At 43.0% G+C, this 26,665-nt stretch carries 25 protein-coding genes; 8 read left to right on the forward strand and 17 right to left on the reverse strand.

Translation table 11 applies throughout. The features are described from left to right. Nucleotides 1-27: 27 nt before the first annotated feature. Together HC752_RS07530 and HC752_RS07535 are read right to left on the reverse strand one after the other, a co-directional pair. A complete protein-coding gene (locus HC752_RS07530) occupies nucleotides 28-903 on the reverse strand; it encodes a glycerol kinase (RefSeq protein WP_190334524.1) in 876 nt (291 codons plus the stop codon). 349 nt (nucleotides 904-1,252) lie between these two features. After that, on the reverse strand, nucleotides 1,253-1,519 hold the full coding sequence (locus HC752_RS07535; protein ID WP_190334525.1) for a hypothetical protein: 267 nt from the start codon (nucleotides 1,517-1,519) through the stop codon (nucleotides 1,253-1,255). A gap of 3 nt (nucleotides 1,520-1,522) precedes the next feature. On the opposite strand from HC752_RS07535, the gene HC752_RS07540 reads away from it, so the two are divergent. Both HC752_RS07540 and HC752_RS07545 read left to right on the forward strand, forming a co-directional pair. Next, nucleotides 1,523-1,882, forward strand: coding sequence for a hypothetical protein (locus HC752_RS07540; RefSeq protein ID WP_190334526.1), 360 nt, complete (start codon nucleotides 1,523-1,525; stop codon nucleotides 1,880-1,882). An 85-nt stretch (nucleotides 1,883-1,967) separates the two neighbouring features. Beyond that, on the forward strand, nucleotides 1,968-2,339 hold the full coding sequence (locus HC752_RS07545) for an AAA family ATPase (RefSeq protein ID WP_190334527.1): 372 nt from the start codon (nucleotides 1,968-1,970) through the stop codon (nucleotides 2,337-2,339). 123 nt (nucleotides 2,340-2,462) lie between these two features. Here the strand turns inward: HC752_RS07545 and HC752_RS07550 are convergent, their stop codons facing one another. Further along, a complete protein-coding gene (locus tag HC752_RS07550; protein WP_190334528.1) occupies nucleotides 2,463-3,569 on the reverse strand; it encodes a M20/M25/M40 family metallo-hydrolase in 1,107 nt (368 codons plus the stop codon). Between the two features lie 232 nt (nucleotides 3,570-3,801). Here HC752_RS07550 and HC752_RS07555 point away from each other — a divergent pair, with 232 nt between their 5' ends. Both HC752_RS07555 and hppD read left to right on the forward strand, forming a co-directional pair. Continuing rightward, nucleotides 3,802-4,467, forward strand: coding sequence for an SH3 domain-containing protein (locus HC752_RS07555; RefSeq protein ID WP_190334529.1), 666 nt, complete (start codon nucleotides 3,802-3,804; stop codon nucleotides 4,465-4,467). 281 nt (nucleotides 4,468-4,748) lie between these two features. Further along, nucleotides 4,749-5,822: a 4-hydroxyphenylpyruvate dioxygenase gene (gene hppD, locus HC752_RS07560; protein WP_190334530.1), complete on the forward strand. Its 1,074-nt coding sequence runs from the start codon at nucleotides 4,749-4,751 to the stop codon at nucleotides 5,820-5,822. 202 nt (nucleotides 5,823-6,024) lie between these two features. On the opposite strand, the gene HC752_RS07565 is transcribed toward hppD, so the two are convergent. After that, complete coding sequence (locus HC752_RS07565; protein WP_190334531.1) at nucleotides 6,025-7,221, reverse strand: class I SAM-dependent methyltransferase; 1,197 nt, start codon at nucleotides 7,219-7,221, stop codon at nucleotides 6,025-6,027. Between the two features lie 191 nt (nucleotides 7,222-7,412). Further along, nucleotides 7,413-8,816 carry a methyl-accepting chemotaxis protein gene (locus HC752_RS07570; protein ID WP_190334532.1) on the reverse strand — a complete coding sequence of 468 codons (1,404 nt, stop codon included), beginning with the start codon at nucleotides 8,814-8,816 and terminating at the stop codon, nucleotides 7,413-7,415. An 86-nt stretch (nucleotides 8,817-8,902) separates the two neighbouring features. Between HC752_RS07570 and yccX the strand changes: the two genes are divergently transcribed. Beyond that, on the forward strand, nucleotides 8,903-9,175 hold the full coding sequence (yccX, locus tag HC752_RS07575) for an acylphosphatase (protein ID WP_190334533.1): 273 nt from the start codon (nucleotides 8,903-8,905) through the stop codon (nucleotides 9,173-9,175). A gap of 7 nt (nucleotides 9,176-9,182) precedes the next feature. Here yccX and HC752_RS07580 read toward each other — a convergent pair whose 3' ends face one another. The 6 genes from HC752_RS07580 to HC752_RS07605 form a co-directional block, all read right to left on the reverse strand. After that, nucleotides 9,183-9,512: a TusE/DsrC/DsvC family sulfur relay protein gene (locus tag HC752_RS07580; RefSeq protein WP_190334534.1), complete on the reverse strand. Its 330-nt coding sequence runs from the start codon at nucleotides 9,510-9,512 to the stop codon at nucleotides 9,183-9,185. 114 nt (nucleotides 9,513-9,626) lie between these two features. Further along, complete coding sequence (locus HC752_RS07585) at nucleotides 9,627-10,289, reverse strand: Bax inhibitor-1/YccA family protein (RefSeq protein WP_190334535.1); 663 nt, start codon at nucleotides 10,287-10,289, stop codon at nucleotides 9,627-9,629. Between the two features lie 250 nt (nucleotides 10,290-10,539). Next, nucleotides 10,540-11,289 (reverse strand): amino acid ABC transporter ATP-binding protein, encoded by a 750-nt coding sequence (locus HC752_RS07590; protein ID WP_190334536.1) that lies wholly within the window; start codon nucleotides 11,287-11,289, stop codon nucleotides 10,540-10,542. Between the two features lie 22 nt (nucleotides 11,290-11,311). Continuing rightward, nucleotides 11,312-12,409 (reverse strand): amino acid ABC transporter permease, encoded by a 1,098-nt coding sequence (locus HC752_RS07595; RefSeq protein WP_190334537.1) that lies wholly within the window; start codon nucleotides 12,407-12,409, stop codon nucleotides 11,312-11,314. A 1-nt stretch (nucleotide 12,410) separates the two neighbouring features. Beyond that, nucleotides 12,411-13,613 carry an amino acid ABC transporter permease gene (locus HC752_RS07600; RefSeq protein ID WP_190334538.1) on the reverse strand — a complete coding sequence of 401 codons (1,203 nt, stop codon included), beginning with the start codon at nucleotides 13,611-13,613 and terminating at the stop codon, nucleotides 12,411-12,413. A gap of 90 nt (nucleotides 13,614-13,703) precedes the next feature. Beyond that, a complete protein-coding gene (locus HC752_RS07605) occupies nucleotides 13,704-14,732 on the reverse strand; it encodes an amino acid ABC transporter substrate-binding protein (RefSeq protein ID WP_190334539.1) in 1,029 nt (342 codons plus the stop codon). Between the two features lie 446 nt (nucleotides 14,733-15,178). On the opposite strand from HC752_RS07605, the gene HC752_RS07610 reads away from it, so the two are divergent. Next, nucleotides 15,179-16,123: a precorrin-2 dehydrogenase/sirohydrochlorin ferrochelatase family protein gene (locus HC752_RS07610; protein WP_190334540.1), complete on the forward strand. Its 945-nt coding sequence runs from the start codon at nucleotides 15,179-15,181 to the stop codon at nucleotides 16,121-16,123. Nucleotides 16,124-16,234: 111 nt separating this feature from the next. On the opposite strand, the gene HC752_RS07615 is transcribed toward HC752_RS07610, so the two are convergent. Together HC752_RS07615 and HC752_RS07620 are read right to left on the reverse strand one after the other, a co-directional pair. Further along, on the reverse strand, nucleotides 16,235-16,717 hold the full coding sequence (locus HC752_RS07615; protein ID WP_190334541.1) for a YajQ family cyclic di-GMP-binding protein: 483 nt from the start codon (nucleotides 16,715-16,717) through the stop codon (nucleotides 16,235-16,237). Between the two features lie 5 nt (nucleotides 16,718-16,722). Continuing rightward, entirely contained in the window at nucleotides 16,723-17,784 is a 1,062-nt protein-coding gene (locus HC752_RS07620; RefSeq protein WP_190334542.1) for a 3-deoxy-7-phosphoheptulonate synthase, read from the reverse strand. Between the two features lie 334 nt (nucleotides 17,785-18,118). Here HC752_RS07620 and HC752_RS07625 point away from each other — a divergent pair, with 334 nt between their 5' ends. Further along, nucleotides 18,119-18,595 carry a DUF4442 domain-containing protein gene (locus HC752_RS07625; RefSeq protein WP_190334719.1) on the forward strand — a complete coding sequence of 159 codons (477 nt, stop codon included), beginning with the start codon at nucleotides 18,119-18,121 and terminating at the stop codon, nucleotides 18,593-18,595. A gap of 43 nt (nucleotides 18,596-18,638) precedes the next feature. Here the strand turns inward: HC752_RS07625 and HC752_RS07630 are convergent, their stop codons facing one another. Beyond that, the gene (locus HC752_RS07630; protein ID WP_190334543.1) at nucleotides 18,639-19,988 is read right to left on the reverse strand and encodes a hypothetical protein; all 1,350 of its coding nucleotides are present in this window, start codon (nucleotides 19,986-19,988) and stop codon (nucleotides 18,639-18,641) included. Between the two features lie 194 nt (nucleotides 19,989-20,182). Here HC752_RS07630 and HC752_RS07635 point away from each other — a divergent pair, with 194 nt between their 5' ends. Further along, entirely contained in the window at nucleotides 20,183-21,016 is an 834-nt protein-coding gene (locus HC752_RS07635) for a CvfB family protein (protein WP_190334544.1), read from the forward strand. Nucleotides 21,017-21,251: 235 nt separating this feature from the next. Here the strand turns inward: HC752_RS07635 and rsmF are convergent, their stop codons facing one another. The 3 genes from rsmF to HC752_RS07650 form a co-directional block, all read right to left on the reverse strand. Continuing rightward, nucleotides 21,252-22,682, reverse strand: coding sequence for a 16S rRNA (cytosine(1407)-C(5))-methyltransferase RsmF (gene rsmF / locus HC752_RS07640; protein ID WP_190334545.1), 1,431 nt, complete (start codon nucleotides 22,680-22,682; stop codon nucleotides 21,252-21,254). 108 nt (nucleotides 22,683-22,790) lie between these two features. Next, complete coding sequence (locus HC752_RS07645) at nucleotides 22,791-25,430, reverse strand: MlaD family protein (protein ID WP_190334546.1); 2,640 nt, start codon at nucleotides 25,428-25,430, stop codon at nucleotides 22,791-22,793. Beyond that, a complete protein-coding gene (locus HC752_RS07650) occupies nucleotides 25,423-26,664 on the reverse strand; it encodes a paraquat-inducible protein A (protein ID WP_190334547.1) in 1,242 nt (413 codons plus the stop codon). The genes HC752_RS07645 and HC752_RS07650 overlap by 8 nt, the downstream gene beginning before the upstream one ends. Between the last annotated feature and the right edge of the window lies 1 nt (nucleotide 26,665).

The following is a 26,665-nucleotide window of genomic DNA, read 5'->3' on the forward strand; positions in this document are numbered from 1 at the left end:
AAAATAACCAGGCTTATTGAGGTCTGGTTATTTTTTGCCTTTTACTTGTGACATTGTTATGCCGATGTTAGCAAAGAGAAGAGGCATGGACTTGTCTAAGTTTTCTAAGTCTTCCACCGAAATGATGACAACGGCAAGACCATATTGCTGGTATGTTTGGATTTTACGTTCAAATTCGGTTTTCAATTCTACATTCATGTCATTCATGCGTATTTCTAGGTAAAGGTTCACTCTGGGTAAGTAGAATGAGGACTGAATGTCTTTATCTATGGGGAGTCTTCTGGCGTATGCATGTGCAATACCAGTGAGATACAGCCAATTATCTAAATGCATTTCTTCTGTTGTTCGCACATAGTGACCATCTGCACAGTGAAATTTGGCTTCGAATTTTTGTCGGAAATTAGAGTAAGACTTATCGGTCGAACGTTGACTCACGTGGCATCCAAGCAATTCTTCTGCGGACGACAATAATCTAGTGTTCACGATAATACTCTTATCCCAAACAACATAGTCAATGTGTGACGTTTTGTTATGCCTTTGTTCTGCTCCCATTCTTTTGCCTAAGGTGCTGGCTATCCAGCCGCCATCCGACTTTAAAATCCATCCCAATTCACCAAGTAGTTGATTGGATTGTTGGGAAGTTAACTTGAGTCGCTCACCGATTTGAGCTGCGGTGAGTTTATCCGCTTTTGGATCATACAAAGGGACATACAAGTCCTCTGGCCAAACGATATAGCGCCCGTATTGTTTCGATTCTTTATAGTGTCCGCCTTGCGCCTTGCCTATTTCTGTTAATGCCCAGAATTCATCTTCTTTGACGATGAACTCATATTTTTCTAACGCTTGAAATAAAGCGCCTGCTCTAACATTCAATTTCTCAGCGAGTTTACTAGTTGAAATCATATCTGTTTATCGGGAAGTCTATGAAAGTTCTCATATTGTATACCTAAGTGACCTTCAAGGTGCAGGGTTCAGATCTCTATCTCATCATTCCGTTCATAGAATGAATGGCACTGCTTCGGTAACCACATTCACATTCTGTCATGTTGGTATGGCAAAACTTGGTGTGGAAAGTGGAATATGTAAAGATTCCTACCTAAAGTAGAGCAAAATCTCAATATGTCGGGAATCTACAATTTCTGTCCACATATTTGCATGTATTCGTCTGGAAATTTCTCAGTTTACGATACACAGGCTAAAATTATAATTGTCAGGAAGCATAGGGGCTGCGCTCGATACGATATATGCGCCATTATTTGTACAATGATTTGGTGTTCATGTACCAAAATAGGGTCTTTCCACCAAAGGTGGATTTCTCAAATAACGCCAAGATCGTAGGGTCGAGAAGGTCAGTAAGCAAGAAAGGGATGTGCTTTGCCTTCAGCACGGCAGCATATTCAAAGGAGACGACATAAAGCGTTTCCCTAAGTGGCTGGACAAGCTCGGTGTAGGTGTGGCGATCAGATAGCCACATTTCTGCATCGGGTATGACATAACTTATTACTAGGTTTGAATACATACTATGTCCGTATCTAAAGTAGAAACTATCGATATCGAACAGATGAACATTTCAGCGTGCTTTTTTGAAAAGCGTGATTTGTGGAAGAACAAACAATTAAAACAAGGAAGCAAGCCACTTTTTGATTTCTGCCTTGATTGTGGTATCCGTTTTGACCATTTAGTTGAAGCAGGAATCATAGAGAGAAAGGAAGCATCAGATAGTACATCGATATCGGATTATCAGTTAACTGCCAAAGGGGGCGAATTTCTGGTTGCTGAATATGAAAGCTTTTGGGTTGTCAGGTCAAAGCTAGAAGCGCTGGATGAGTTTGTAGAGCGATATATTCACGATATGCTAGCTAGTCGTCTGTCTAGTGGCTGAAGGTTAGTTTAGTGTATGAATTTTGCCCCTGTCTATCCTCTTTCTGAGGAAGCATTTCCAACCCTTAACGTATTGTGGGATAGCTGTGCCTCGATTAATTTTAGTTCGTGGTTTACCTGGTTCTGGGAAATCAACTTACGCCAAGTCTTTATCTATCCACCATGTGGAAGCGGATATGTATTTTGTCAATCAACAAGGCACCTATCAATTCAACCCGGATGAACTTCAGCAAGCCCATAGATGGTGCCAAGAGCAAACCGAGCATGTGCTAAAAGAAGGTCGGGATGTTGTGGTTTCCAATACATTTGTTGAGCGCTGGGAAATGAACCCCTATCTCAATATGGCTTCGCAGTTAAATGCAAATGTTGAAATCGTTGTTTGTAATGGGAATTTCACTTCGGTACACGATGTACCTAGCCGCACCGTTAAGAAAATGAAATTCAAATGGCAAGATTAACAGGCTAGGGTGTTGCACGTGCCTATAGTTATGCTTGTTTGGAATACAACAGCACCGTATGTGCTGTTGTAGAATATCCGCCAATAGGTGTAATACGTGTCTATTTCGTGGTTAGGGAAAACGCTATGACGATAAGTGCTTTACCAAAAAACGTGTGATATCCACCATGTCTTCGACTTTAATGCATTCCTCAGTAGTGTGCACCTTTGCCATGCCAGTAGACAGGTTCAAGGCTTTCAAGCCTCTACTGTTAAAGATATTAGCGTCACTCCCGCCTCCTGTAGACTTTGTTTTTGCTCTGATACCAATTGATTCAAAGCTTGATTTAATCGAAGACACATGATCATCATCGTCGCTTATATTGTACGCGTTATACGCGCGACTAGACTCAATGCTCACTGAAGCACCATGTTTTTGTGCCGCTTGCATAAAGGTGTCTTCCATATGCTTAACTTGCTTCGCCAGCTTTTCATCATCTAGCGATCTTGCTTCGGCTTCTATATAGATTTCGGGCATCACAATATTGGTTGCTTGACCGCCAAACACCACACCAATATTTGCGGTCGTTTCGAAGTCAATTCGAGAGAGTGTCATGTTAGAAATGGCTTCAGAGGCAACCACCATTGCGTTAATCCCTTCTTCTGGCGCCAGACCCGCATGCGCAGGTTTACCTTTTATGGTTACTTTTAAGTTCTGCTGACCAGGAGCCTGAGTCGTAATTGTGCCAATGGGACCACCGGAATCTAAAACGATGGCGTATTCAGACTCTATGCTATCAAGTTCGAATTGCCTTGAACCATGAAGCCCACCTTCTTCATGAACGGTAAATGCCACCTCGATAGTCTGATGGGGTAAGGCATTCTCTTGTAGTGTTCTAACCGCTTCAAATAATACCGCGATTCCAGATTTATCATCACCACCTAAAATGGTATTTCCAGCGCTTCGAATCACACCGTTTTCGAGAACCGGTACAATTCCGTTCCCAGGAGCGACGGTGTCTAAATGCGAACTCACTAGAATACTGCCCACGAGCGTTCCTTTTAGTTTGCCATAAACATTGAATCCGTTAGAAATATCTTCAGTAACGGCTTGTCTTTTCACTTCAAATCCCAACTGACCGAGTTGTTCGGAAACCGTTTCAGCCATTTGTTTTTCATTTCTAGATTCGCTGTCGATTTTGATTAATGACATGAAATGTTCGACAAGCCTTTGTTGGTTTACTTGTGGCATGAGACCTCTGTAATTGGTTAAGGATGGAAAAGGGGAGGTGACTAAGCGCTCGACGTGTTTTCTTCGAACCTACTTTTACGGAATGCGTAGGTCGCCTTCCAAAGTCACATTTAAATCAGAACATTACATTAAATCTCTTTATTGTAAGGATGCTTCAGATCAAAGTGACTCCGGATAGTCAATGTCAAACAAACACTGCTATCCTGTAAAGACGTTGTGTAGGGACATAAAAATGAAAAAACTGTTGTTATTGGTTTTACTGGGGCTAGGTGGCGGCGGGGCTTATTACTATTTTGTGATGATGCCACAAGCTATGGTGGCGACAGACAGAGTAGCCAAAGTGGAAGAGAAAAAAAACGATTTCGATGGCGCAATGGTGGATCTCGAAAAAAAAGAAAACCTAGCCACAATTGAATTGGGTGAATATTACGTTTCGTCTAGCAGCTTAAATGTGAGACGTGAACCCGATACAGATGCGTTGATTTCTCGTGTTCTGGATATTGGCGATAAAGTCAATGTGTTGGAGTCAAACCAAGGTTGGGCACGCATCGCTGAATATAATGAGTACGGTGATGGTGAGTTCGCTCAGTGGATCTCTGAACAATTTCTCTCTTCCACTGTCCCTGAAAATCTTAATGAAGTGCGCTCAGGACGTACAGAGATAGCGATCAAAGGATCCGACAATTTTTTGATCCACCGAGAGTTGTTTCTGTCGGTATCTCAAGATCTGATAAACGATGGAGTATGCACGAATGGCGATTTTCAAGAAGTAGGAGGATGGCTTAAGTCGGTGGTTTATCATCCTCGAGACGTCTACTACACCTACTGTGGTGGAATAGAAAGAGAACATAAATTATATCTCGATGCAGAAAATGGCGAACTCTTAAATGTTAAATAGTTGTAATGTTATCTGAGGGGGTGGCTACAAAAATTTACGACTATATTTTCATCCTAATCATCTGTTTTTAAATAAAATAACTTCCATTACGCATGCGTGTAAATATTATTGTACATACTACTCTGTATTTAGTGATTTTATCAAAATTTTAACATCTATTTTCAAGTTGAGCTTTTTCATCCATGTTGTAAAGGCGTGGTGACCTGTCGAGCATGATTGGTTGATACCACCTAATAACTTTCGCGATTCAGCGAAGGCAAAGCTCACGGAGGAAAAGGGCAGTGAACACTTCATATAACCCACTTGGCACAGACGGATTTGAATTTGTTGAATACACCGCAGCAAACGAAAAGGGTATCAACGATTTAAAATCCCTATTTTTATCACTTGGTTTTGCTGAAGTTGCGAAGCATCGCTCGAAAGAAGCGTGGCTCTATCGCCAAGGTGATATCAACTTTATTGTGAACGGGCAGCCTAACAGCCAAGCTGAAAAGTTTGCGAGTGAGCATGGACCATCGGTATGTGGTATGGCATTTCGAGTGAAAGATGCGGCAAAAGCGCTTGCTCACTCGATAGAAAATGGTGGTGAAAAATACGTAGCTGAAGTCGGTCCAATGGAACTGAGCATTCCTGGTATTTATGGTATCGGAGAGAGCATCTTGTATTTTGTCGACCGTTACGGCAAAAATGAAATTTATGATGTCGATTTTACGTTTTATGAAGATGCGGAAGAGCGCCTAAAAGCTAGCGAAGTAGGGCTCAATGTTATCGATCACCTGACCCATAATGTACATCAAGGTAATATGGACGTTTGGTCTGGATTTTATGAGCGTATCGGAAATTTCCGAGAGATCCGTTATTTTGATATTGAGGGTAAGTTAACAGGGCTTGTAAGCCGAGCAATGACTGCCCCTTGTGGAAAAATTCGTATTCCTATCAATGAATCTTCAGATGATAAGTCCCAAATCGAAGAGTTTTTAAAAGAGTACAATGGTGAGGGTATTCAGCATATCGCTCTGACGACAGATGATATTTATGAAACGGTAAAGACACTTCGTGATCGTGGGATGGATTTCATGCCTACCCCAGACACCTATTATGAGAAAATTGATCAGCGTGTAGAGGGGCATGGTGAAGACGTGAGTCGCCTTAAAGATTTGCAAATTCTTATCGATGGTGCGCCTTTAAAAGATGGCATTCTTCTCCAGATATTCACGCAAACGGTTATCGGTCCAGTGTTCTTTGAAATTATTCAACGTAAGGGCAATGAAGGTTTTGGAGAAGGTAACTTTAAAGCGCTATTTGAATCGATAGAAGAAGATCAGATCAGGCGAGGTGTTCTCCAAAACGTGTAAGCCACAAAAAACATAAACCAACAAAGAATATAAGCTAACAAAGAATATAAGCTTCTCAATGATTAGAGAACAAAAGCAATAGTCACATTGCATGATGCAAAAGCTGCCTGAATTAGGCAGCTTTTTTTTGTAATCACTAAAAAAGGCGAAATAGACTTAGCGCTTAAGGTGCAATGTCAGCCCCTTTTAGATAAGAAACAATCTACAGCACTTTACAAGCGAAGCCTTTAAGGTAAAAACCTTCTGGGTAAGCGGTATCGACAGGGTGATCAGCAGCTTGCTCGAATCGCTCTACAAACTTAACACTTCGACCCGCGTCGACAGCAGCGTCTGCAATGATTTTTTGGAACAAATCGTTTTCCATCAAGCCTGAGCAAGAGTAGGTGAGTAGGGTGCCACCCGGATTGAGGATTTGCATAGCAAGCATGTTGATGTCTTTATAGCCCCGACATGCGCCGTTCAGTTGAGATTTAGACTCTGCAAACTTGGGTGGGTCCATAATAACCACATCAAATTTTGTTCCTTGATCACGGTACTCGCGAAGCAATTTGAAGACATCGGCATTGAGAAAGACAGCCCGTTTTTTCGATATATCAAAACCATTGGTTTCGGCATTGAATTTTGCCGTATCTAACGCTGGTTGAGAAACATCAGCATTGATGACGCGTTTTGCTCCCCCTTTTAGGGCGTATAAACCAAAAGCACCCGTATAAGAGAAACAGTTGAGGACTTCCTTATTTTCTACGTACTTCATTGCCTGTAAACGGCTGTCTCGCTGATCAAGATAAAAACCAGTCTTATGACCATTTACGATATCAACGTTGATTTTAATGCCATTTTCTTCGATCGTGACGAATTTCGGCGGTAAATCGCCGTGCAAAACGCCAACCGTTTCTTCTAGCCCCTCTTTCTTTCTTACAGAGACATCTGAACGCTCGTAAATATTGTGATTAGGGAAGCACTCGATAAGCGCATTCACGATCGCTGCTTTGTTATGCTCTGCACCGGCACTTAGAAGCTGGCACACCAAAAAGTTATCATACTTGTCTATAGTGACGCCCGGTAAGCCGTCCGATTCCGCGGCGATCAAACGATAACCAGTAAGCCCGTCCCTTTGGATGATATCGTCCCTTAGACGTTGAGCATCACGAATGCGTTTCTCAAAAAAGGGTTGATCAATCTTATCGGCTTTATCGAAGGACCACACGCGTGCTCTTATCTGCGATTTTGGAGAGAATGCTGCTTTTGCTAACCATTGACCAGAATGTGCAAATACGTCAACCGTTTCCCCTATTTTAGGCTCGCCAGTTACCTTTTCAATGCCACGTGAAAATATCCAAGGGTGTTTACGATGAAGTGATTTTTCGCGACCTTTAGTCAAATGTATAGCAGGAGTCATATACTAGCCTGATGTTCGAAATTGGGTAGGGGCGGTATTTTCTGTCAGCATGAAGACAATTGCAAATGGATATCACGAAGTCATTGGAGTAAGTTGATTTTACGCTGATGAGGAAAATGCTTAGCTTAGTAGTACTTGGTGAGTATAACAGACATCAGACAGGGCCACAGGAGTGGCCCTTCTGTTCGTGGTTAGGCTTTAAGCCCTGTTAGTAAAGCTTCCATTTGATTACTCTGCTTCTTAAGGCTTTCGATATTGCCGTTGGCCGACTGAATTAAATGATTTACTTCCACAGATTGGCTACGGATGTCCACGACACGTGATGCTATGTTATCTGCTACCACGCCTTGTTCTTTTGCAGCTTTGGCTATTTGAACACTGCATTCCGAAAGCTGTTCATTTTTAATCGATAAGTTACCGATTTCAAGGTCAACTCCACTCATGAGGTCCTGACCATGTGATGCGTTATTGACAGTGGTCTCCATGAGCTTTGTGAGTGAAGAGCTATTGCTTTGCAAAGACTCAATCATTGACTGAATTTCAATGGTGGCGTGCCGCGCTCGTCCAGCAAGGGTACGCACTTCATCTGCTACGACCGCAAAGCCTCTACCTTGCTCGCCAGCTCGGGCGGCCTCGATAGCAGCGTTAAGCGCCAAAAGGTTTGTTTGTTCAGATATCGAGCCAATGGCCGCTACCACCTCGTCAATTTGAGCGGCATTGGCATCTAACTCCGCAACCGCTTGAGCGGCTGACTGAATTTCTGTGCTCAAGCTGGATATGGAAGTTAATGTATCCACGACTTTGCGTTGACCACTTTGTGCAACAGATTTGGCTTCTTCAGTTTGGCTGCTAGAGTCTTGTGCGAGTTCTGCCACTTTCCGAATGGTTATTGCCATTTCTTCAGACGCGCTGGCAAGAGAATCTAAATTTGCTTGTTGTCTCGATGAGATATCGTAGCTTGACGTTGATGACTGATTTAGCTCGGAGCTGATTTGCTGCATCAACGTAATGGATTCCTGCATGGATAGAACGAGTTTTTGTTCGCGCTCAGATACTTTGTCGATATTTATTGCAATAACACTGAACTCATCTCTTACCGGGAAATAATTAAGTCGATTCGTTAAATCCCCATTGGATAGAGTCGTTAGCGCTTTGTTTGCGGAGAACATTGCTCCACCAATAAAGGTCATAATATAGTAGACGCTTAAGCCAACGATAATAAGACAAGCCAGAATGGATGACACCTGAACGACCGACAGCGAAGAGAGCAAGTCAGTAGAAGGTGATGGACTAAGTGAGTATTGTCCGTCCGAAGTCGTGACCGAGTTTACGCCCGATTCCAATCGAATGTTTGGGGATTGCGAAATAATGGCGTGAATTTCTTTACTATCTAGCTCAGATCTTTCAATGAGTGTTGCAACCGTTTTAAGTTCTTGGGCAATCGTTTGCGTTGTAAGCTGATTGGATGCTAAGTTTAAAATGGAGGAAATAATGATGATGGCGAGAGTTGGTAGAAGAAAAAGAAGATAAAACTTTTCCTGAAGTTTCAGATGGATAAGGTATTTATCAATCCATCTAAATGGTATTTCTTTCATGCTTTAAACAGTCCCTATTGAAAATACATAACGGAGATTACTGATCGGGCACACTATAACACTCAGCAAATTAAAGGAATATGCATATGTCTAAAAAGTCAGTTAAGTTTTGCGTGAAAGGATTAGTTCAAGGGGTAGGGTTTCGATATCATACTGCCCATCAAGGGCTAAAGTTAGGTTTGTCAGGTTATGCTAAAAACCTAAATAATGGTGATGTCGAAGTCGTTGCGAGTGGAGATATAAGTAAAATCAATGAATTAGCGTTGTGGCTAGAAAATGGACCAAGAGCTTCTGATGTAAAATCAGTGGCAGCCAATGAGATTGAATTTGAGAATCACACTGGCTTTGAAATATTGTAAGAAATCGTTATAAACACTTTGCAGGCTTAGGCAGACCCGCCAGTTTAGTGGCTTGTTTTGCCGGACCTTGACGGAAAAGTTTAAAAAGATATTTACTATTCCCTTTATCTGGTCCGTGTTCTTTTCCTATTGCTTTTACTAGCATACGTACAGCAGGAGACGTATTGAACTCTTCATAGAATTTACGGACGAAACGAATGACTTCCCAGTGAGCTTCTGTTAGCTCAATACCTTCCGCTTCCGCAAGCACAGGGACTAAGCCTTCATCCCAATCGGTGTGGTTGCATAAATACCCTTGAGCATCGGTTTCAATTATCTTTCCTTGGTATTCAAGCATAGTTATTACTCTTAGAAGAAATTACGGTGGCGTAGAATATCTTAGTTGGCGCTATCTTAAAAGTATAAAAAAGCCCGGTAGCAAACCGGGCTTTAGAGTAGGGTAATTTGAACATTAATCGTCGTTCATAATACCTAGAATGCTGAGTAAGCTGATAAAAATATTGTAGATAGAGACATACAATGTCACGGTAGCCGAAATGTAGTTTGTCTCACCACCGCGAATGATGCTCTGTGTCGTCATGAGTATCGCCATTGTGGAAAAAACGATAAACAGGCTACTAAGCGCTAAGGTCAAAATTGGTGATTGGAAGAAGAAACTCGCGATCACCCCACCAATCAGCACAACGAATAGAGACAACATTAAGCCGCCTAACATCGAAAGGTCGCGTTTAGTTGTCATCGCGTAAGCAGATGCAGCGATAAAGGCTAATGCTGTGCCCCCAAGAGCCGTAACGATAGCCTCGCCCATACCTGCGCCGATGTACGCATTTAGGATTGGTCCAAGCGTGTAGCCCATGAAGCCTGTGAATAGAAAAGTAAACACCAGACCCATTGAGTTATTTCGGTTCTTTTCAGTTAAGAACAGGAGACCATAAAAACCTATTAGAGTAATGATTATTCCAGGATGTGGAAGATTCATCGCCATGGAAATGCCAGCAACGCCAGCAGACCAAAGTAGAGTGAGTGAAAGTAAGAAGTAGGTATTTCTCAACACCTTGTTGGTTTGAGCCAGACTCTCGGTGTGGTGAGAATTTGATACTATTGGACCGTTCATAATGTTCCTTGCCGTATGACTAGTTTATATATAAGACAGTTATGACGCTTAAAGTTCCAAAATGCAAGGGCTGTAAGCTATGTATGTCTAAAGAATGGTACGGAAAATAAAGAAGTATGTATTAAACCATTTGTAACGTATTGTTACTGCGTAATTCGATGCTTGATATTTCCTGTTTAGGATTCCCTAAAAAGAGAAAGGTGGTTAGAACCACCTTCCAACATCACGTCAGATTTTATGGCTACCCAAATCAGTGATGCAGTATTTGACTTAAGAAATTCTGGGTTCTATCCGATTGCGGATTTTCGAAGAAATCGACAGGGTTATTTTCTTCGATGATTTCACCAGCATCCATGAAGATGACCCGATCTGCCACTTCTTTAGCAAAGCCCATTTCGTGTGTTACACACAGCATGGTCATTCCTTCTCCCGCCAGTTCGACCATAACATCTAGCACTTCACGTACCATTTCAGGGTCGAGAGCCGATGTCGGTTCATCAAACAACATCACCTGAGGGTTCATACAGAGCGATCGTGCAATGGCAACACGTTGTTGCTGACCGCCAGAAAGTTGTCCGGGAAACTTATCGGCTTGGTCGGGAATCTTAACGCGCTCCAAGTATTTCATCGCGATTGCATCTGCTTCTTCTTTAGGCATTTTCTTAACCCAGATAGGAGCAAGAGTACAATTTTCTAAAACCGTCAGGTGCGGAAACAGATTGAAGTGCTGAAAGCACATACCGACTTCGCGACGAACCGCTTCAATGTTTTTCAAGTCTTCTGTGAGCTCAGTCCCCGAAACCACGATTTGACCTTTCTGGTGCTCTTCTAAGCGGTTAATACAACGAATCATCGTTGATTTGCCAGAACCTGAAGGACCACATATAACGATCTTTTCGCCCTTCTTCACGTTCAAATTGATGTTTTTTAGTACGTGGAACTCGCCGTACCATTTATTCATGTCCTTTAACTGGATCATGTAATCTTCTTGTTGCGTCATAATACGTCCTTGAACCTGTTAATTATCGTTTGTGACCGGTATGAAGTTTGTTCTCAAGCCATATCGAATACCTCGACATGCCAAAGCAGAACACCCAGAACACTAACGCGACAAATACATAACTTTCAGTTGCAAAGCCCAACCACTCAGGGTCTGTGTTTGCTGCTTGTCCAACACCTAGTACATCAAACATACCAATAATTAGGACTAAGCTGGTATCCTTAAATAGACCAATGAAAGTATTAACAATTGATGGAATCGTAATTTTTAAAGCTTGCGGCAAAATGATTAAGCCCATTTTTTTCCAGTATGACAAACCTAAAGCGTCCGCCGCTTCATATTGTCCTTTTGAAATGGCTTGTAACCCCCCACGAATGACCTCTGCCATGTAGGCGGCACTAAACATCACCACGCCGACCAGCGCACGAAGCAGTTTGTCTGTTTCAGAGCCTTCAGACAAGAACAAAGGCAGCATAACCGAAGCCATAAACAGAACGGTAATCAGTGGCACCCCACGCCAAACTTCGATATAGACAGTACAAAGGCTGCGTATGATCGGCATTTCGGAGCGTCTACCTAGCGCAAGAGCGACCCCAATAGGAAGCGATACGATGATTCCCACAAGCGCAATAATTAAAGTAACCAGTAAGCCGCCCCACTTATGGGTATCCACAACTTCTAGGCCCAAAAAACCGCCGTATAGAAGCCCTGCCGCCAAAAATGGATAAATGTTAACGAAGAACAGCCAAATCCACGTTCTTTTCGGTGTGCCTTCATAAGCCAGCAATCCGACAAAAATGGCAAGGGTTGCGAAGAAAAGTTGCGGTCGCCATAACTCTGCATCAGGGTAGAACCCATACATGAACTGATCCCATCGAACCCCGATGAACACCCAGCACGCGCCTTGTCGAGAACAATCGTCTCGTGTTGTACCGACCCAATCGGCAGACAGAAACCCCCAGTCAATGATGCTCCAAATGGCCATGATTGCCATGTAACCAAGGATTATAGTGATAACAGAGTTCACAGGACCATTGAATAGGTTTTTTCTCATCCACCCAATAGCGCCTACTGTATTCGCAGGAGGTGGGAGATCCGGTTGAAATTGATGTTGTGTCATACTATCTCTCCACCAATGCCACTTTGCGGTTGTATACATTCATCAGAGCAGATGTTACTAAGCTCAATACCAGATAAACGCCCATCGTCATTGCAATAATTTCAATAGCCTGCCCAGTTTGGTTCAATGTGGTTCCAGCAAAGACAGACACCAGATCTGGATAACCTATCGCCATCGCAAGAGACGAGTTCTTGGTTAAGTTAAGGTATTGGCTAGTGAGTGGTGGAATGATGATTCGCAAAGCTTGAGGAATGACAACCAGTTTTAACGTTTTCGCCCGCGGCAAGCCTAACGCCATCGCAGCTTCCGTTTGCCCGTGGTTAACGGCATTAATACCTGAACGAACAATTTCTGCAATAAAGGACGCAGTGTAAACGCTTAACGCGATCAATAATGCAGCGAGCTCAGGAAGAATGGAGATACCACCGCGGAAATTAAACCCTGCAAGTACGGGATAATCTGTTCTTATGGGCATTCCAGCGAGAAAGTATGCGATAACAGGTAAACCAATAATCAGCCCAATACTAATGAGTGAAACAGGGGTTTGCTGACCAGTCAGTTTTTGTTTGTTGCTTGCCCAAATGCTGATCACTACCGACGCAATGATGGCAACAATGAACGCAACAAGAATGGCTCCACTGCCTTCCTCAAAAACTGGGCTTGGCAAAAATAAACCACGCACGTTAAGGAATATGGATTCACCTAAGCTGAGGCTTTCTCTTGGTGAAGGCAAAGCTTGCAATACCGCAAAGTACCAAAAGAAAATTTGCAGGAGTAGGGGAATATTACGGAAAATTTCGATGTAGATGCCCGCAATACGACTGACCAACCAGTTGCTGGATAGTCTAGCAATACCAACAAAGAACCCTAGAAATGTTGCAATGATTACCCCTAATACAGACACCAGTGCGGTATTAAGTAGACCAATTATAAAAGTTCGACCGTAAGAAAAGGTTTCATTGTATTCAATCAGAGTTAGGCCAATCCCAAAGCCTGCTTCCTGAGAAAGAAAATCAAAACCAGTAGCAATTCCACGAGCTTCCAGGTTGCTTAAAGCGTTGTTGATAATGGTATAGAAAAAACTCGCCAACGCCACAACAGCAATAATCTGAAATACGATTGAACGAAACGTAGGATTATATAGAAGATTAGTGCTATGCGCGGATTTGCCCGAGCCAGACACTTTTTTATCAGTAGGTTGCATACAGCTATAACCTCAAATCCATGTAGCTAAATCTAAGTAAGTAAAGGGCGGCAAACACCGCCCTATTATTTAGTTATATTAATCAATAGCTTATCGGATTGGGGGCGCGTACATCAGACCGCCAGCATTCCATAGTGCATTCACACCACGAGAAATCTCCAACGGAGAATCTGCCCCTACCGTTCTTTCAAAGCTTTCACCGTAGTTACCGACTTGCTTGACAATTTGGTAGCCCCAATCGTCAGCCAAACCTAACCCTTTACCCTTTGGACCATCTACACCAAGAATACGCTTGATGTTTGGATCTTTAGATTTCAGCATTTGGTCAGCGTTTTTAGAAGTGATGCCATACTCCTCAGCGTTGATCATCGTATTGAGTGTCCACTTCGCGATGTTAAACCAAGCATCATCCCCTTGACGAACTGCAGGACCTAGCGGTTCTTTAGAAATAATTTCGGGAAGAACGACGGCAGACGCCGGATCTTTCAGGTTTAAACGAAGGGAATAAAGACCAGATTGGTCCGTCGTCAATACATCACAGCGACCTGAATCGAAACCTTTGGATGTTTGAGCGGATGTATCAAATACAACAGGTTTGTAAGACATCCCTTGATTGCGGAAATAGTCCGCTAGGTTAAGTTCAGTTGTAGTACCAGATTGAACACATACTGATGCACCATCCAGTTCTTTTGCACTACTTAGACCTAGGCTCTTTTTAACCATGAAGCCCTGACCGTCGTAGTAATTAACGCCGATGAAGTTCAGACCAAGTGCAGTATCACGATGCGAAGTCCAAGTTGTGTTACGGGATAGCACGTCAATTTCACCAGATTGAAGGGCAGTAAAACGCTCTTTTGCGGTTAGAGGAACATACTTAACTTTTGACTTATCGCCTAAAACAGCAGCGGCAAGCGCCTGACAGTACTCTACATCAATGCCTTCCCATTCACCTTTTGAGTTAGGGTTAGAGAAACCGGGTAAACCCGTGCTTACCCCGCACTGAAGGAAGCCGTTCGACTTCACTTTATCCAACGTGCCTTCTGCGGCCAGAGCAGAGGTTGCCATCATAGCGGTTGAAGCCGCGACTACTGAAGCAAGAATAGTGAGTTTCTTTGCCATTTGATTCCTTCCTGTATCATCCATGCAATACCAATCGAAATTGGCATACGTTTAGTTGTGTTGGTATTTTATGCTGCTATGAAAGAAGTACGGCACTCTATTCACACAGCTATTTATAAGCGTAGAAAAGGATCTGAGACTTCTCAAATTATTAATTTAAAAGAATTTTTGAGTGCAATCACAGAACCGAACACAATTAGAATGACGAAATGTTACATAAATGTAAATAGCACGGCAGTGCGACAAAATAGTGAAGCAGAGTTTTAAGTTCTGGAATAGGTTGTAATTTAGCCATTGATATTGCTATAAAAATGGATGCTAGATGATGTATCTCATAATATAGGAAAATTCGAATGATGATCTCTGGATGTTTCTTAACCTGATGTCCCTAGTGCCCCCTTTTTGTTAGTATTATGGAAATAAGAGAATTACGACAAAGGAATAGGATGCGATATTTCCCGTTATTTTTTGACTTAAATCACAAGCCTGTATTGGTAATCGGAGGAGGAGAGGTTGCATCTAGAAAGGTTGACTCTTTGCTTCGGGCAGGAGCGGACGTAACGATTATCTCCCCTAAAATCGAGCCGTTTCTAGGAAAGTTGGTAGAGGAAGAAAAATGCCATTGGGTGAAAGCTTTTTATAGCCCAGATATGATGCAGGATTATGTCCAAGTATGGGCAACAACAGATAACCCTGAGCTCAATCACAAAGTGCATGCCGATGCCAAGAGTAAAGGCATTATGGTTAATGTTGTCGATGACCAACCTTATTGTGATTTCATTACACCTTCAATGATCAGTCGTGGTCGTATTCAGATCGCGATTTCAAGTGGTGGTGCCTCTCCTGTGTTGGTTCGTAATATCCGAGAGAAGCTTGAATCGATTCTGGCACAAAATATTGGTCTTCTTGCGGAGTTTGCATCGTCAAAAAGAAACAGTATAAAAGAAGTATTGCCTTCGGTTGACGAAAGAAGAAAGTTTTGGGAAGCGTTTTTTTCAGACCCGAACATTGAAAACGCCGAGGATAGAATATATCTCGAAAACCTTTATGAAGCGCGTTTGAAAGATACCGACTTTGAAAGTGGTTCACTCACCTGGCTTGAATTCTGTGATGACGTTGAGCTTGTGTCAATCAAAGGATTAAGGTTCATGCAAGAAGCAGAACTCGTACTTGCTCACAAAGATTGTCCGTTTGAATTCGTGGATCTTTGTCGAAGAGATGCTGAGAGAGAAAGTTATAGAAACTATGCAGAATTGTCGGCGAGATTATCTGCCCCTGAAGTAGGTTCACAGCGAGTGGTGGTATTTTTCCCGAAAGGTGCGCAGCATAGCCCAGAACTTAAATTGCTTGCTCAAAATTATCGAATTATCGAAGTGGCAGGCGTTAATTAGCCATCATTAGTAGGTAAGGCTCAATAAGAAAAAGGCTTCTAATGTGAAGCCTTTGAAATAGAATGCGGATAAAGCTACGCGATTGTGGCGGCTCGACGCATTGAACAGCTCTTAATCACGGAAATTCTCATACTGAAAAGGCTGTCCCAATTCTGATTGCTTTAACAGAGCAATCACTGCTTGTAAATCATCCCGCTTTTTACCGGTAACACGGACTTTTTCACCTTGAACTGCGGCTTGAACTTTGAGTTTGGCATCCTTAATTGTTTTAATAATTTTCTTAGCCATTTCCTTGTCGATGCCTTGTTTGAATAGTACCGTCTGGTTCCAGCTTTTGCCTGAAGCATCCGCTTTTTGGGAATCCATGGAATTTACATCCACGCCACGTTTGGTCAGGTTACCACGCAAGATATCTCTCAGCTGCTTCAATTGAAACTCAGCTTGCGCATGGAGCTTGACGGTTTCATCTTTAAATTCGAAGTTGGCTTCAACACCTCGAAAATCGAAGCGAGTAGAAAGCTCGCGATTGGCATTATCGACTGCGTTGCGAAGTTCAACCGTGTCGATCTCAGAAATAATGTCAAAAGAAGGCATAAGAATTATCCTCTGTCTGCTCGTGTTTTTATGGCATCAGCCAGCATATTTAGCATCTTGACGGTATGCTCCCAGCTTAAACATGGGTCGGTGATCGACTGGCCATAGGTAAGTGAAGTAATGTCGTTCATTGGCTGGTTGCCTTCAAGAATGAAACTTTCAGCCATAATTCCAGCGATATAATCGGAACCGGAGCGTATTTGCCGACAGATATCTTCTGCCACTTCAAGTTGTTTTCGATGCTGTTTCTGGCAGTTAGCGTGACTAAAATCAACAACCAGCTTTTGCGGTAAGTCGAAACGGCTAAGCTGTTCGCAAGCATCAGAGACGGACCCAGAATCAAAATTCGGTCCTTTGTCGCCCCCCCTCAGAATCACGTGCCCATATGGGTTACCGGAGGTGCGGTAAACCGTCATACGACCATTTTTGTCCGGAGAATAAAAATAATGCGAAGCTTTGGATGCACGAATGGCATCAATTGCAATTTTAACATTGCCATTCGTACCGTTTTTGAATCCGACTGGGCAAGAAAGCGCAGAAGCCATTTCACGGTGTATTTGTGACTCAGTGGTACGAGCGCCAATCGCACCCCATGTGATGAGGTCTGCAATGTATTGGCCAGTGATCATATCAAGAAACTCAGTCGCCGTAGCCAAGCCAAGTTTGTTAATGTCTAGTAGCAACTTTCTTGCTTTGTTTAAACCCGTTTCCAGTGCGTAGGAGCCATCAAGGTTTGGATCGGTTATCAAACCTTTCCAACCCACAACCGTACGAGGCTTTTCAAAGTAGGTGCGCATGACAATGAAAAGTTCATCTTTATATGTATCTTGGATCGCACTTAAGCGTTGAGCGTAATCTAGCGCCGCCTCGGTATCATGAACTGAGCAAGGGCCAACAATGACCAGTAGCCGATTATCCTGACCCGCTAAAATGGCTTCAATTTGTCGACGAGACTGTTCGATTCGCTCGGCAACGTCATCTGTGAGAGGGTGAGCCAGAACCAGCTCTGCAGGAGTGGGCATTGGACCCAGAGGCTGAGTTCTTAATTCGTCTGTCTTTAAGGGCATGTGCACGCCTGTAGTTATAATGCAAAACGGTTAAGATAACGGAAATCACATGGGGAATAAACACGCATTTATTCATATGAACAAAAACTTACCTTTCTATCTCAAATCCCTGTAAAAATCACCTTCAGCTGTACACAGTTCTTGACATTATGTTTGATTATATTGACGTCGCGGCCGAAGGTGTTTGATTGATAAGCTAGCGGTACAGTGTCACGTTTAGATTCAAGGTATGCTTTTCGTGCGATCGATCTACTAACATTGGTCATAACTCATTGACAATCTTCTTATTGTGGCTTTATCTGGTCGGACTAGTTATCTTAATGGGTTTGCCTCAATGTTTTCTACGATACAAAAAGCGAATTTCTACTTAAGTACATTCGGATTCTTCAAGGTTCCGCTTATTTGGCTATGTCGCCCTAAAATTCTGGAACTAAACGAGAAAACCGTTGAGGTCAGAATTCCGCTCAAAAAAAGAACAAAAAATCACCTTAACAGCATGTATTTTGGAGCATTGGCGATAGGGGCTGACGTTGCGGGCGGTTTTATGGCAATGGGGAAGGCTCAAGAGCGTGGAGGTAAAGTTTCGCTAGCATTTAAAAGTGTAAAAGGAGAGTTTTTGAAGCGACCAGAGGGGGACGTGCATTTTTTATGTCATGACGGAGATTTAATTGACGAAATGCTGGATGAAACCTTTCAAACCGGTAAGCGCGTGAATAAGTCGGTCACAATTACAGCCATTTGCCCTACATTGCATGATGAAGAACCAATGGCCGTTTTTGAACTTGTGTTATCGGTAAAAGCGATTGGCTAAAGTTGTGAGTAAATTAGGTTGCAGTATTTGTATCCGTAGCTGTTTAAATGGAGATCTGTTCTATATCCACAATTTTTGAGCGATTTAAAACTATTTTCCAGCGATAATAATTTGATTCACCATCATGGTTGTTTTCACGAACAATGAGATTCAGTAGGTGACGCTTCTCGACGGATTCTTTGCTCACCTGACCATCGTTAAGTTGGTAAATCTTGCTGGAGCCTTTGTCCATCAGTCTTGCGATTTGGCTTAAACTGATGTTTAACGTCTCTCGTGTTTGTTCATAGCCACTCATGAACAACGTGGTTGCCATTTCTGTTTGGCTTCGGTAATGCAGTACTTTTTCTTCTCGTTGGGCAACGCGATGCTTTCGAATTTTCTGTATTCGGTCAGGCAGCTTTGAGTAGCTTGTGTAATCCATCCATTCAATTTTCTGACCCACCATTTTGTTGGTGCTGGGATCGTAATAGCGACCGCGCCATTTGGGCTTGCCTTTACGTATCCAATGCCAAAGGATATCTCTAAGATCATCTTTGAAGATTTCTCGTAATGCATAGATGAACGACATAATAATGATAAACGAAGCGGTGATTTCACCTAGCTGATCACGCATCATTATGGCGATGGTCGTGACGAAAATCATCACTATGCCAGTTGCAATGCCTTTTACTGCTCTCATGACGTTTTTACCCATCGAGCGGTTTTTCTTCTTAAGCACGATGGGGTATTCAATCAGTCGCCGGAGTAGTCGCATTTTATTCGACATACGGGTGATGTCGGTACGAGCCTTTTTGGAGTTGTATCGGTTGAGCTCTCGGTGCGCGATTTCCTTTTCGCATAGCGTGATCAGGCGTTCTTTAATCGCGGCATACTCTTTGCCTCTTGGCATGTGCGCAATCAGTGAAAGAAAGTGTTGCTCGGTGAACCACGATAAGTAGTTATCGATATTTGCGTAATAACGTTTTTGTGTTTCGTCATAAGGTATGGAACGACGCAGACGCTTTAGGATATCTAGGGCGAGGCTGATGACCTCATCCACCTCGCTTTCTGTGATACTGTCACGGCTTTGGTGATTTAATTCATCGATGGCTTTATCGAGTGCAATCACATATTGGTAAGCATACAAACTTAAGCTGACACGATACTGGTTGTTTGATAGCTGCCCACGTTTCGCTAATCGGCTGTGTACCAAAGGTAAGTGGGTTTGGTCACTGTAATATGCTCGTTTTTCACTGAGCGCACCGTAATAAAAGTCATTTTCTGACACCACATCCGAGTTCAACCCCAATTCTCCAGGAGTAAAAAGGTACACATCTAAATCCAGCTTCTTAGAAGTAGGCATGACATGTGTTACTTTAAGAGTGAGCGCATCTTGTTTCTCAACAGTAATCACGAATAGATCCTTTCATTTTTATAGTTATGTCGCGAAAGTGTTATCAAAGGGGTGGATATAAAATATAAAAGTCAGATATCAATAAGCAATAGTAAGGCTTGCATCATATTGAAAATGAAGCGTGATTTACAACAGCAATCATAGCAGAGTTAACGTATAATCTCTGTCAAATTTAAGATGAGTAACACCTTAATATGATTAAAATTGGTCAAACCAACACATTAGAAGTTGTTCGTAAAACAGATTTTGGACTCTTTCTTGATGCGTCCGATTACGGAAGCGTACTTTTACCTAACAAACTTGTCCCACAGGGGACAGACTTAGGCAGCAAAGTAGACGTGTTTCTGTATTTTGATTCCGATAATCAATTGTGTGCGACAACGGAAACACCCATTGCACAAGTTGGTGAATGGGGATTGATGAAAATTGAAGGTGTAAACAGCACTGGCGCATTTGCAAGTTGGGGAATTGACAAAAAAGATTTACTGATTCCTTTTAGTGAGCAGCGAGCAAGGTTTCGTGTCGGTCAGGAAGTACTGGTTTTTGTTTACACAGATAAAGCATCGGGTCGTATTGTAGGAACAACGAAGTTTAATAAGTGGCTTGATAATACGCCAGCAAATTACACGAAGAATCAGCAAGTTGATCTCATTATCGCTGAGCGAAGTGAATTAGGCTTCAAAGCCATCGTTAATGGTGAACATTGGGGGATGATATTTAGCTCCGATGTGTTTGGTAAGTTGTTTATTGGCAAGCGTTTGAAAGGTTACATTAAATCCGTCAGAGAAGATGGAAAAGTCGATCTCTCACTTCAGAAGGTTGGCACGGCCAAGATGGATGATTTGAGCAGCAAAGTTCTTGAGACGCTGGAAAAAAAAGGTGGCTTTTTGCCTCTTAATGATAAATCTACCCCTGAAGCCATCTTTGCGATTTTTCGAACCAGTAAGGGTACGTTTAAGAAAACAATCGGTGGTTTGTATAAACTCGGAAAAATTACAATCGATAAAGAAGGCATTAGACTTAACTAAATAACCCCGCTCTAGGCGTTCCTGCGGCGGGGGGGGATGGATTATTCCATAGTAACGTCATGATTTGTTAGACATTAAACGTTTGGGTGAGGTTTGACCACTGACTAAACACCAAAAAAGAGCCCAGAACGATTCCTGTTCTGGGCTAGGGGAATGGCTCTTGTAGAAAGAGCCTGCGCTAATTGCTTCACTTAATCATAGTACACACAGGCTCAAATACCACCATATATAGTGGCTAGAACAGGTTTCCATCTCTAACTAGTTCTCTTGGAAGACCATTTTTAATTCGGTTGCCTACCCATTTCCCTATTCCAATGACATCGTTATCAAGTTTGACGATGACTTCGCCTTTCCCCGATATGCTTTTAGGTCTTACGTCTCTTCCCATATACCACTGACGAGCATCTTCGATGCTTAGTGAAATACTTTGTGTTTCCTGACCCGTTGAAAGTGCCATGACGGCTTCATGTTGCCAGCGGTATCCCTTTTTATGCGCTTCTGCTAGCTTAATTCCCATGCGGTCAAAGCGGATTTCACCAATCATAGATTCGAGCGCTACAGGGAATAACCAAACTTCTTTGTCTCTTATCCAGAGTTGGGTTTGCTCTGGCAACGATATGCTCAGGCATTCTTCTAGGTGCTTTTCGATATCGATTGCCGCTTTTTTAGAAGCTTTTTCAAAAGGAAACTTACCAAGACGTTTCTTTACTTCTGGTGCCGTTACTGAGTGAAGCTTACGCAGTTTGGCAACAAAGAAGCCTTCACTGTCAAAGATTTGAGGGTAGATGTGTAAAAAACCTTCTTCAGTAAGAGCGGCTTCCGCATTCTCAAATAAGTGGCCCAGTGGTTCGAAATCAACGGCTTCACCAAATTTGTTTTTAAGGTGATGACAGACCTGCTGGTTTTCTTCTAAATTGAGAGTGCAGGTAGAATAAACCAATACGCCACCTGGCTTGAGGGCATGAAATGCACTTTCAATTAAGTCTTTTTGGGTATGCGCAATATCCATAACGGATTCCTTACTCCAGTTATTCATTGCGTCTGGATCTTTACGTATCGTGCCCTCGCCGGAGCATGGCGCATCCAGCAAGATGGCATCAAATTTTTCTGGTAACCAGCCACCAAAGACTCTGCCATCAAAATTGGTCAGCGCAACATTTCGAACACCGCAGCGTTGAATGTTTGAGTAAAGACCTTTAATTCGGCTAGCGGAAAATTCATTCGCGACAAGTGCGCCTTTATTATTCAGTGCTGCTGCGATTTGAGTGGTTTTTGAACCGGGTGCTGCTGCAACATCGAGTACCGTATTTAGGTTATCTACGTTGTTGTCTATCAGCAAAGCGCTGACGGGCATCATCGAGCTTGCTTCTTGAATATAAAACAGCCCAGCCATATGCTCCGAGGTATTTCCAAGTGGGACAGTGTCGGATGCTTCCCGCTCTATCCAGAACCCCGTATCACACCAAGGAACGGGTGTCAGTTTCCATCCTTTGGACATCGCTCTGTTTAAAAAGTCTTCGACAGAAATTTTCAGAGTATTTACACGAATACTCCGACGCAAAGGACGCATACAAGCTGCTATGAATTCGTCCATGTCCAAGTGAGAAGGCATGATTTCTTGGATTTGATTGATAAATGCGTCAGGGAGTTTGATATTAGAGTGCAAAATAGTGTCTCTGAAGAAAAATTTGCTGCCAATTCTATCGTAAAATAAAAAAAATGCAGCTTAAACTGAAGCTGCATTTTTGGCGATGCTAAGTGGCATAATGTGATTTTATTTCGGAATTGGCGTGCGCCATTCTAGCCATTCTGGTTGCACCACTTCGTTTAAGAAAAAGGCGGATTTCTCTTTTGCTAATTCTGCTAGGGGGCGGCTTTCTGGCGTCGCGAAAGCGATACCGCCTCTGACTAAGCTGTCTACGGTGCCTGCTTTTATCTTGGCTCCTGTAATCCCAATAGAAACATCCACGCCTGATACATTCCAGAATACGGTGTTTTTTCTCACTAAGTGCTCGAATGGGCGGTCAATCTGGATGGTTGTAATAATTCTGTCCGCAAGGTTCCCTAACGCGACATCGGTTACTCTGCCTACCTCCATATCGCGATACAAAAGAGGTGTCCCAACTGCGATGGAGTTTCGGCGCTCACTTTGCAATTGAAACGTCTTACCTTGCAACTGACTACTTTGCGTGTGTAATGTAAAGGCAAATGCGCTTTTGTTTCCGGAGGGTTCAACATCGATGTGTTTATTGAGTAGGGCTTCAATGTTATGGATGCCTTTCAAACCCAGTTCAGGTTGTACCAACCAAAAATGCGTTCCGTTTAGCGCTATGTTTTTAACAAATTCAGGTAGGATTCGAGCTTTTATCTCAACGTTTTTATTATTGAAATCCGGCGTAACGAGCGTGACTTCACCTACTGGAACACCTTGGTATTTCAGCTTTGTTCCTTTTGCTACACCATTAGCACTCGCGCTGGTGAGTGTGATGAGGCGACCGAATTTCCTTGCCTCGTCGTAGTTGCTGTACAGTTTCCAGTGTTGGTTAAGTTTGTTTTCTACTCCCGGCAAAGAATCAAATGCGATACCACCTTGAATCAACGTTTTAACTGGGGCGGCAGTGATATTAATACCATTCAGATCGGCGTTGACCTCAATGCCCGAGCGATTCCAAAAAACCGTGCTTTTGTTCATCAAGTGCTTGTATTGGTTTTCAAGTTTAAGCTGGAGTAAGACGCCGCCATTAGTGAGTGTGAAATCGGATACTTTACCCACTTGAAGATTACGATAGAGCACTGGTGCCCCTTTAGATACAGCGGGTAATGTTTGGCTGAACAAAGTAATATTTTGCGATCCACTTTGATTAAATTCCGCTATCTGAGCAAGTGATTGGCTCGCAAATAAAGTGTATTGCGGCCTAACCTTCTTGCCTCCCTGACTGGTAAAGCTAATGGAACTGGTTAGCAAACGTTTTGCAGGGGGAACGGAAACAGTCAAACCGGAATCGGTCAATTCTGCCTTTGCGCTGCCATCGACGAAGAATCGGTTTCTACTTTTAATCAAATGGGCGTATTGACCGTCTACGAGAGCCGTCATCTTAACTTGGTCGTCCAGTAAGCTGATTTTGGTCACACTGCCAACTTGAATACCTCGGTAGAGTAGGTGAGTACCAAGCTCCAATCCAAATGAATCATCTGAAACGAAGGTGATCTCAATTGACCCTGGGCTTTCAAGCGCCAGTTCTGATTTTCTTATTGCAATAAATTCACGGGATTTCTCACCACCACCAGGAACCAATGTTAAAAAATTACCCGTAACGAGGTTACCGATGTTTTCGACACCCGAGAGTGAGACTTCTGCTTCTTGAAGCAAAAAGCGTGTCTCGGTTTTTAAGGTGTCGGCAAAGCTAGGTTGAATGGAGGCGTAGGCAATAATTTTTGTGCGATCCAAAGCAAGCTGTACGTCGGTAATTTGGCCTATCTCAATGCCGCGATAAACGATTGGAGCACCATGGGGGCTGACTTTATTGTCGTAAGGCAATTCAATTTGAATTGGAATACCGCGTCCAGCGGTTTTGAGATTAGGGTAAAGTTTGAATTCGGCCCCTTCGATTACAGGCTGCCCCTCATCGGGTGAATCGACCGCAATGGCACCACCAAGCATGGCTCTTAAGCTTTCGACTTTGATATCCACGCCACCAAATCCGACATTGGCACCAATCCCACTGACGTTCCAAAATCGACTTTCACTGGTGACCAGGTGAGAGTATTCGTCTTTGATGAACGCGCGAATACTCACCGAGTTGCCGTCGGGGTCTAGCTGATAGCCGTAGACCTCACCAATCGGAATTTTCTTGTAGACGATCTGAGATCCGACAGAAATTGCCCCTAAATCCGATGAATGTAAAACAATGTTTAGCCCTTGATTAGCGAGAAGATCAGTTGGGCTATTTTCAAGCGCAGTAAAGACCGGATCAAAATCGTCATCTTCCATATCCCCCGATCCTGGGTGAATCGCAATATAGTTACCAGAGACAAGAGCGTCTAAACCTGAGATGCCAGAAAGGCTCGCAGTAGGCTTGACGAGCCAGAAGCGAGTTTGTCCACTTAGCAGCTTGGTGGCCTCTGGGTATATATCTGCTTCAACAAAGATATTGTCTAGCTCAGGTGAAAGCTTGATATCTCGTACCATACCCACTTCCAAGCCTTGATAGCGGATGGTTGTTCTACCCGCAATTAGACCTTGTGCATCAGAAAAGTAAATTTGAATTCTTTGCCCTGCTTCATTCACGGCCTTTATGACAAGCCACCCAGCCAAAGCGATGGTGATAATAGGCAAGAGCCAAAGAGGAGATATCCCAATATCTCGTTTAACTTTTGGTGAATGGGCATTTTGATTGTTGTCTAAATTACTCATTTACAGTCGCTTTCCGTTCAGGGACATCATCATTGTCCCAAATTAGCCTAGGATCCAAGCTCTCTGCCGCGAGCATCGTAAGTATAACGACGACAGCAAATGCAACGGCTCCGTACCCAGGTGTAAAATCGAGAATTTGGCCTCTATCGACCAAAGTCATCATGATCGAAATAACGAATAAATCCATTACCGACCATTTTCCTATCCACTTGACGGCGAAGTAAATATTCATTCGCTGTCTTTTATGCATTTTTTGTTTGAATTGGATACTCAGCAGTAGATAACCGAGCCCAAGAATCTTGATGGCAGGCACAATGATCGATGCCACAAAGATAATGAGTGCGATGCCGGGCATGCCACTTTTAACTAATGAGGCCACACCCGAGAAAATCGTATCCTCCAATCGCTTACCGTTTGTCAGCACTATCGAAATTGGGATGACATTCGCGGGCACTATAGCAATAGAGGCAGCAATCAAATACGCCCACGTTTTTTGAATAGAGAATGGACGCCTATGGTGTAATGGGTTGTCACATCGGTCACAGCGAATGGAATCAGGTTGTGATAGGTGACAGCTGTGACAGTGAATGTCCTTTCTGGGGTAGTGGAAGTTTGTTTCGGGTTCCCATGATTCCCAGTAACGTCTAACGCTCACTCTTGAAATGAGCATCAGCGAAAAAAGCTGAAGGAGAATCAGTCCTAATAACCCCCATTCTACAAAGATATCGGCGTAGTCTTGTAACTTAAAGCAGGAGATCCCGATGCTAATCAAAAATACGTCTAGCATCATCCAGTGTTTTAGGCGTTGTATATTGAGCAATGAATACTGCAGTGGTTTTAGCCATCGTTTCTTGAGTGAAACATGCGCAACCACAACCGATGTGCAGACAATAAATGGTGCAATGGATGCACAAAATAGAACCAGCAACCCTAAACCGATGAAGCCTTCCTGCATTAAGGTAAAGGTTCCATCGGTTAATGTGGCGGGAATCATTACGCCAAAGAGGCGAATACTGATGAACGGGAAAAAATGCGAAGGAATAAAAAGTAGGAGGCAGGCGACAGCCAAAGCTAGATCACCATTGATTGAACGCTCGCCACCCCGATAAAGCTGTGTATTGCAGCGAGGGCAGTGTGCACTTTGACCTTTTGGGATGGTAAGCTTATCAACGGGCAATTCGCAATGCTGACAAAGACGTACTTGGTTGACCTTTTGGCTATGTTCAGTCGTCATT

This window comes from Vibrio sp. S9_S30 (genome assembly GCF_014694455.1).
In the GTDB taxonomy this organism is placed as follows: Bacteria; Pseudomonadota; Gammaproteobacteria; order Enterobacterales; family Vibrionaceae; genus Vibrio.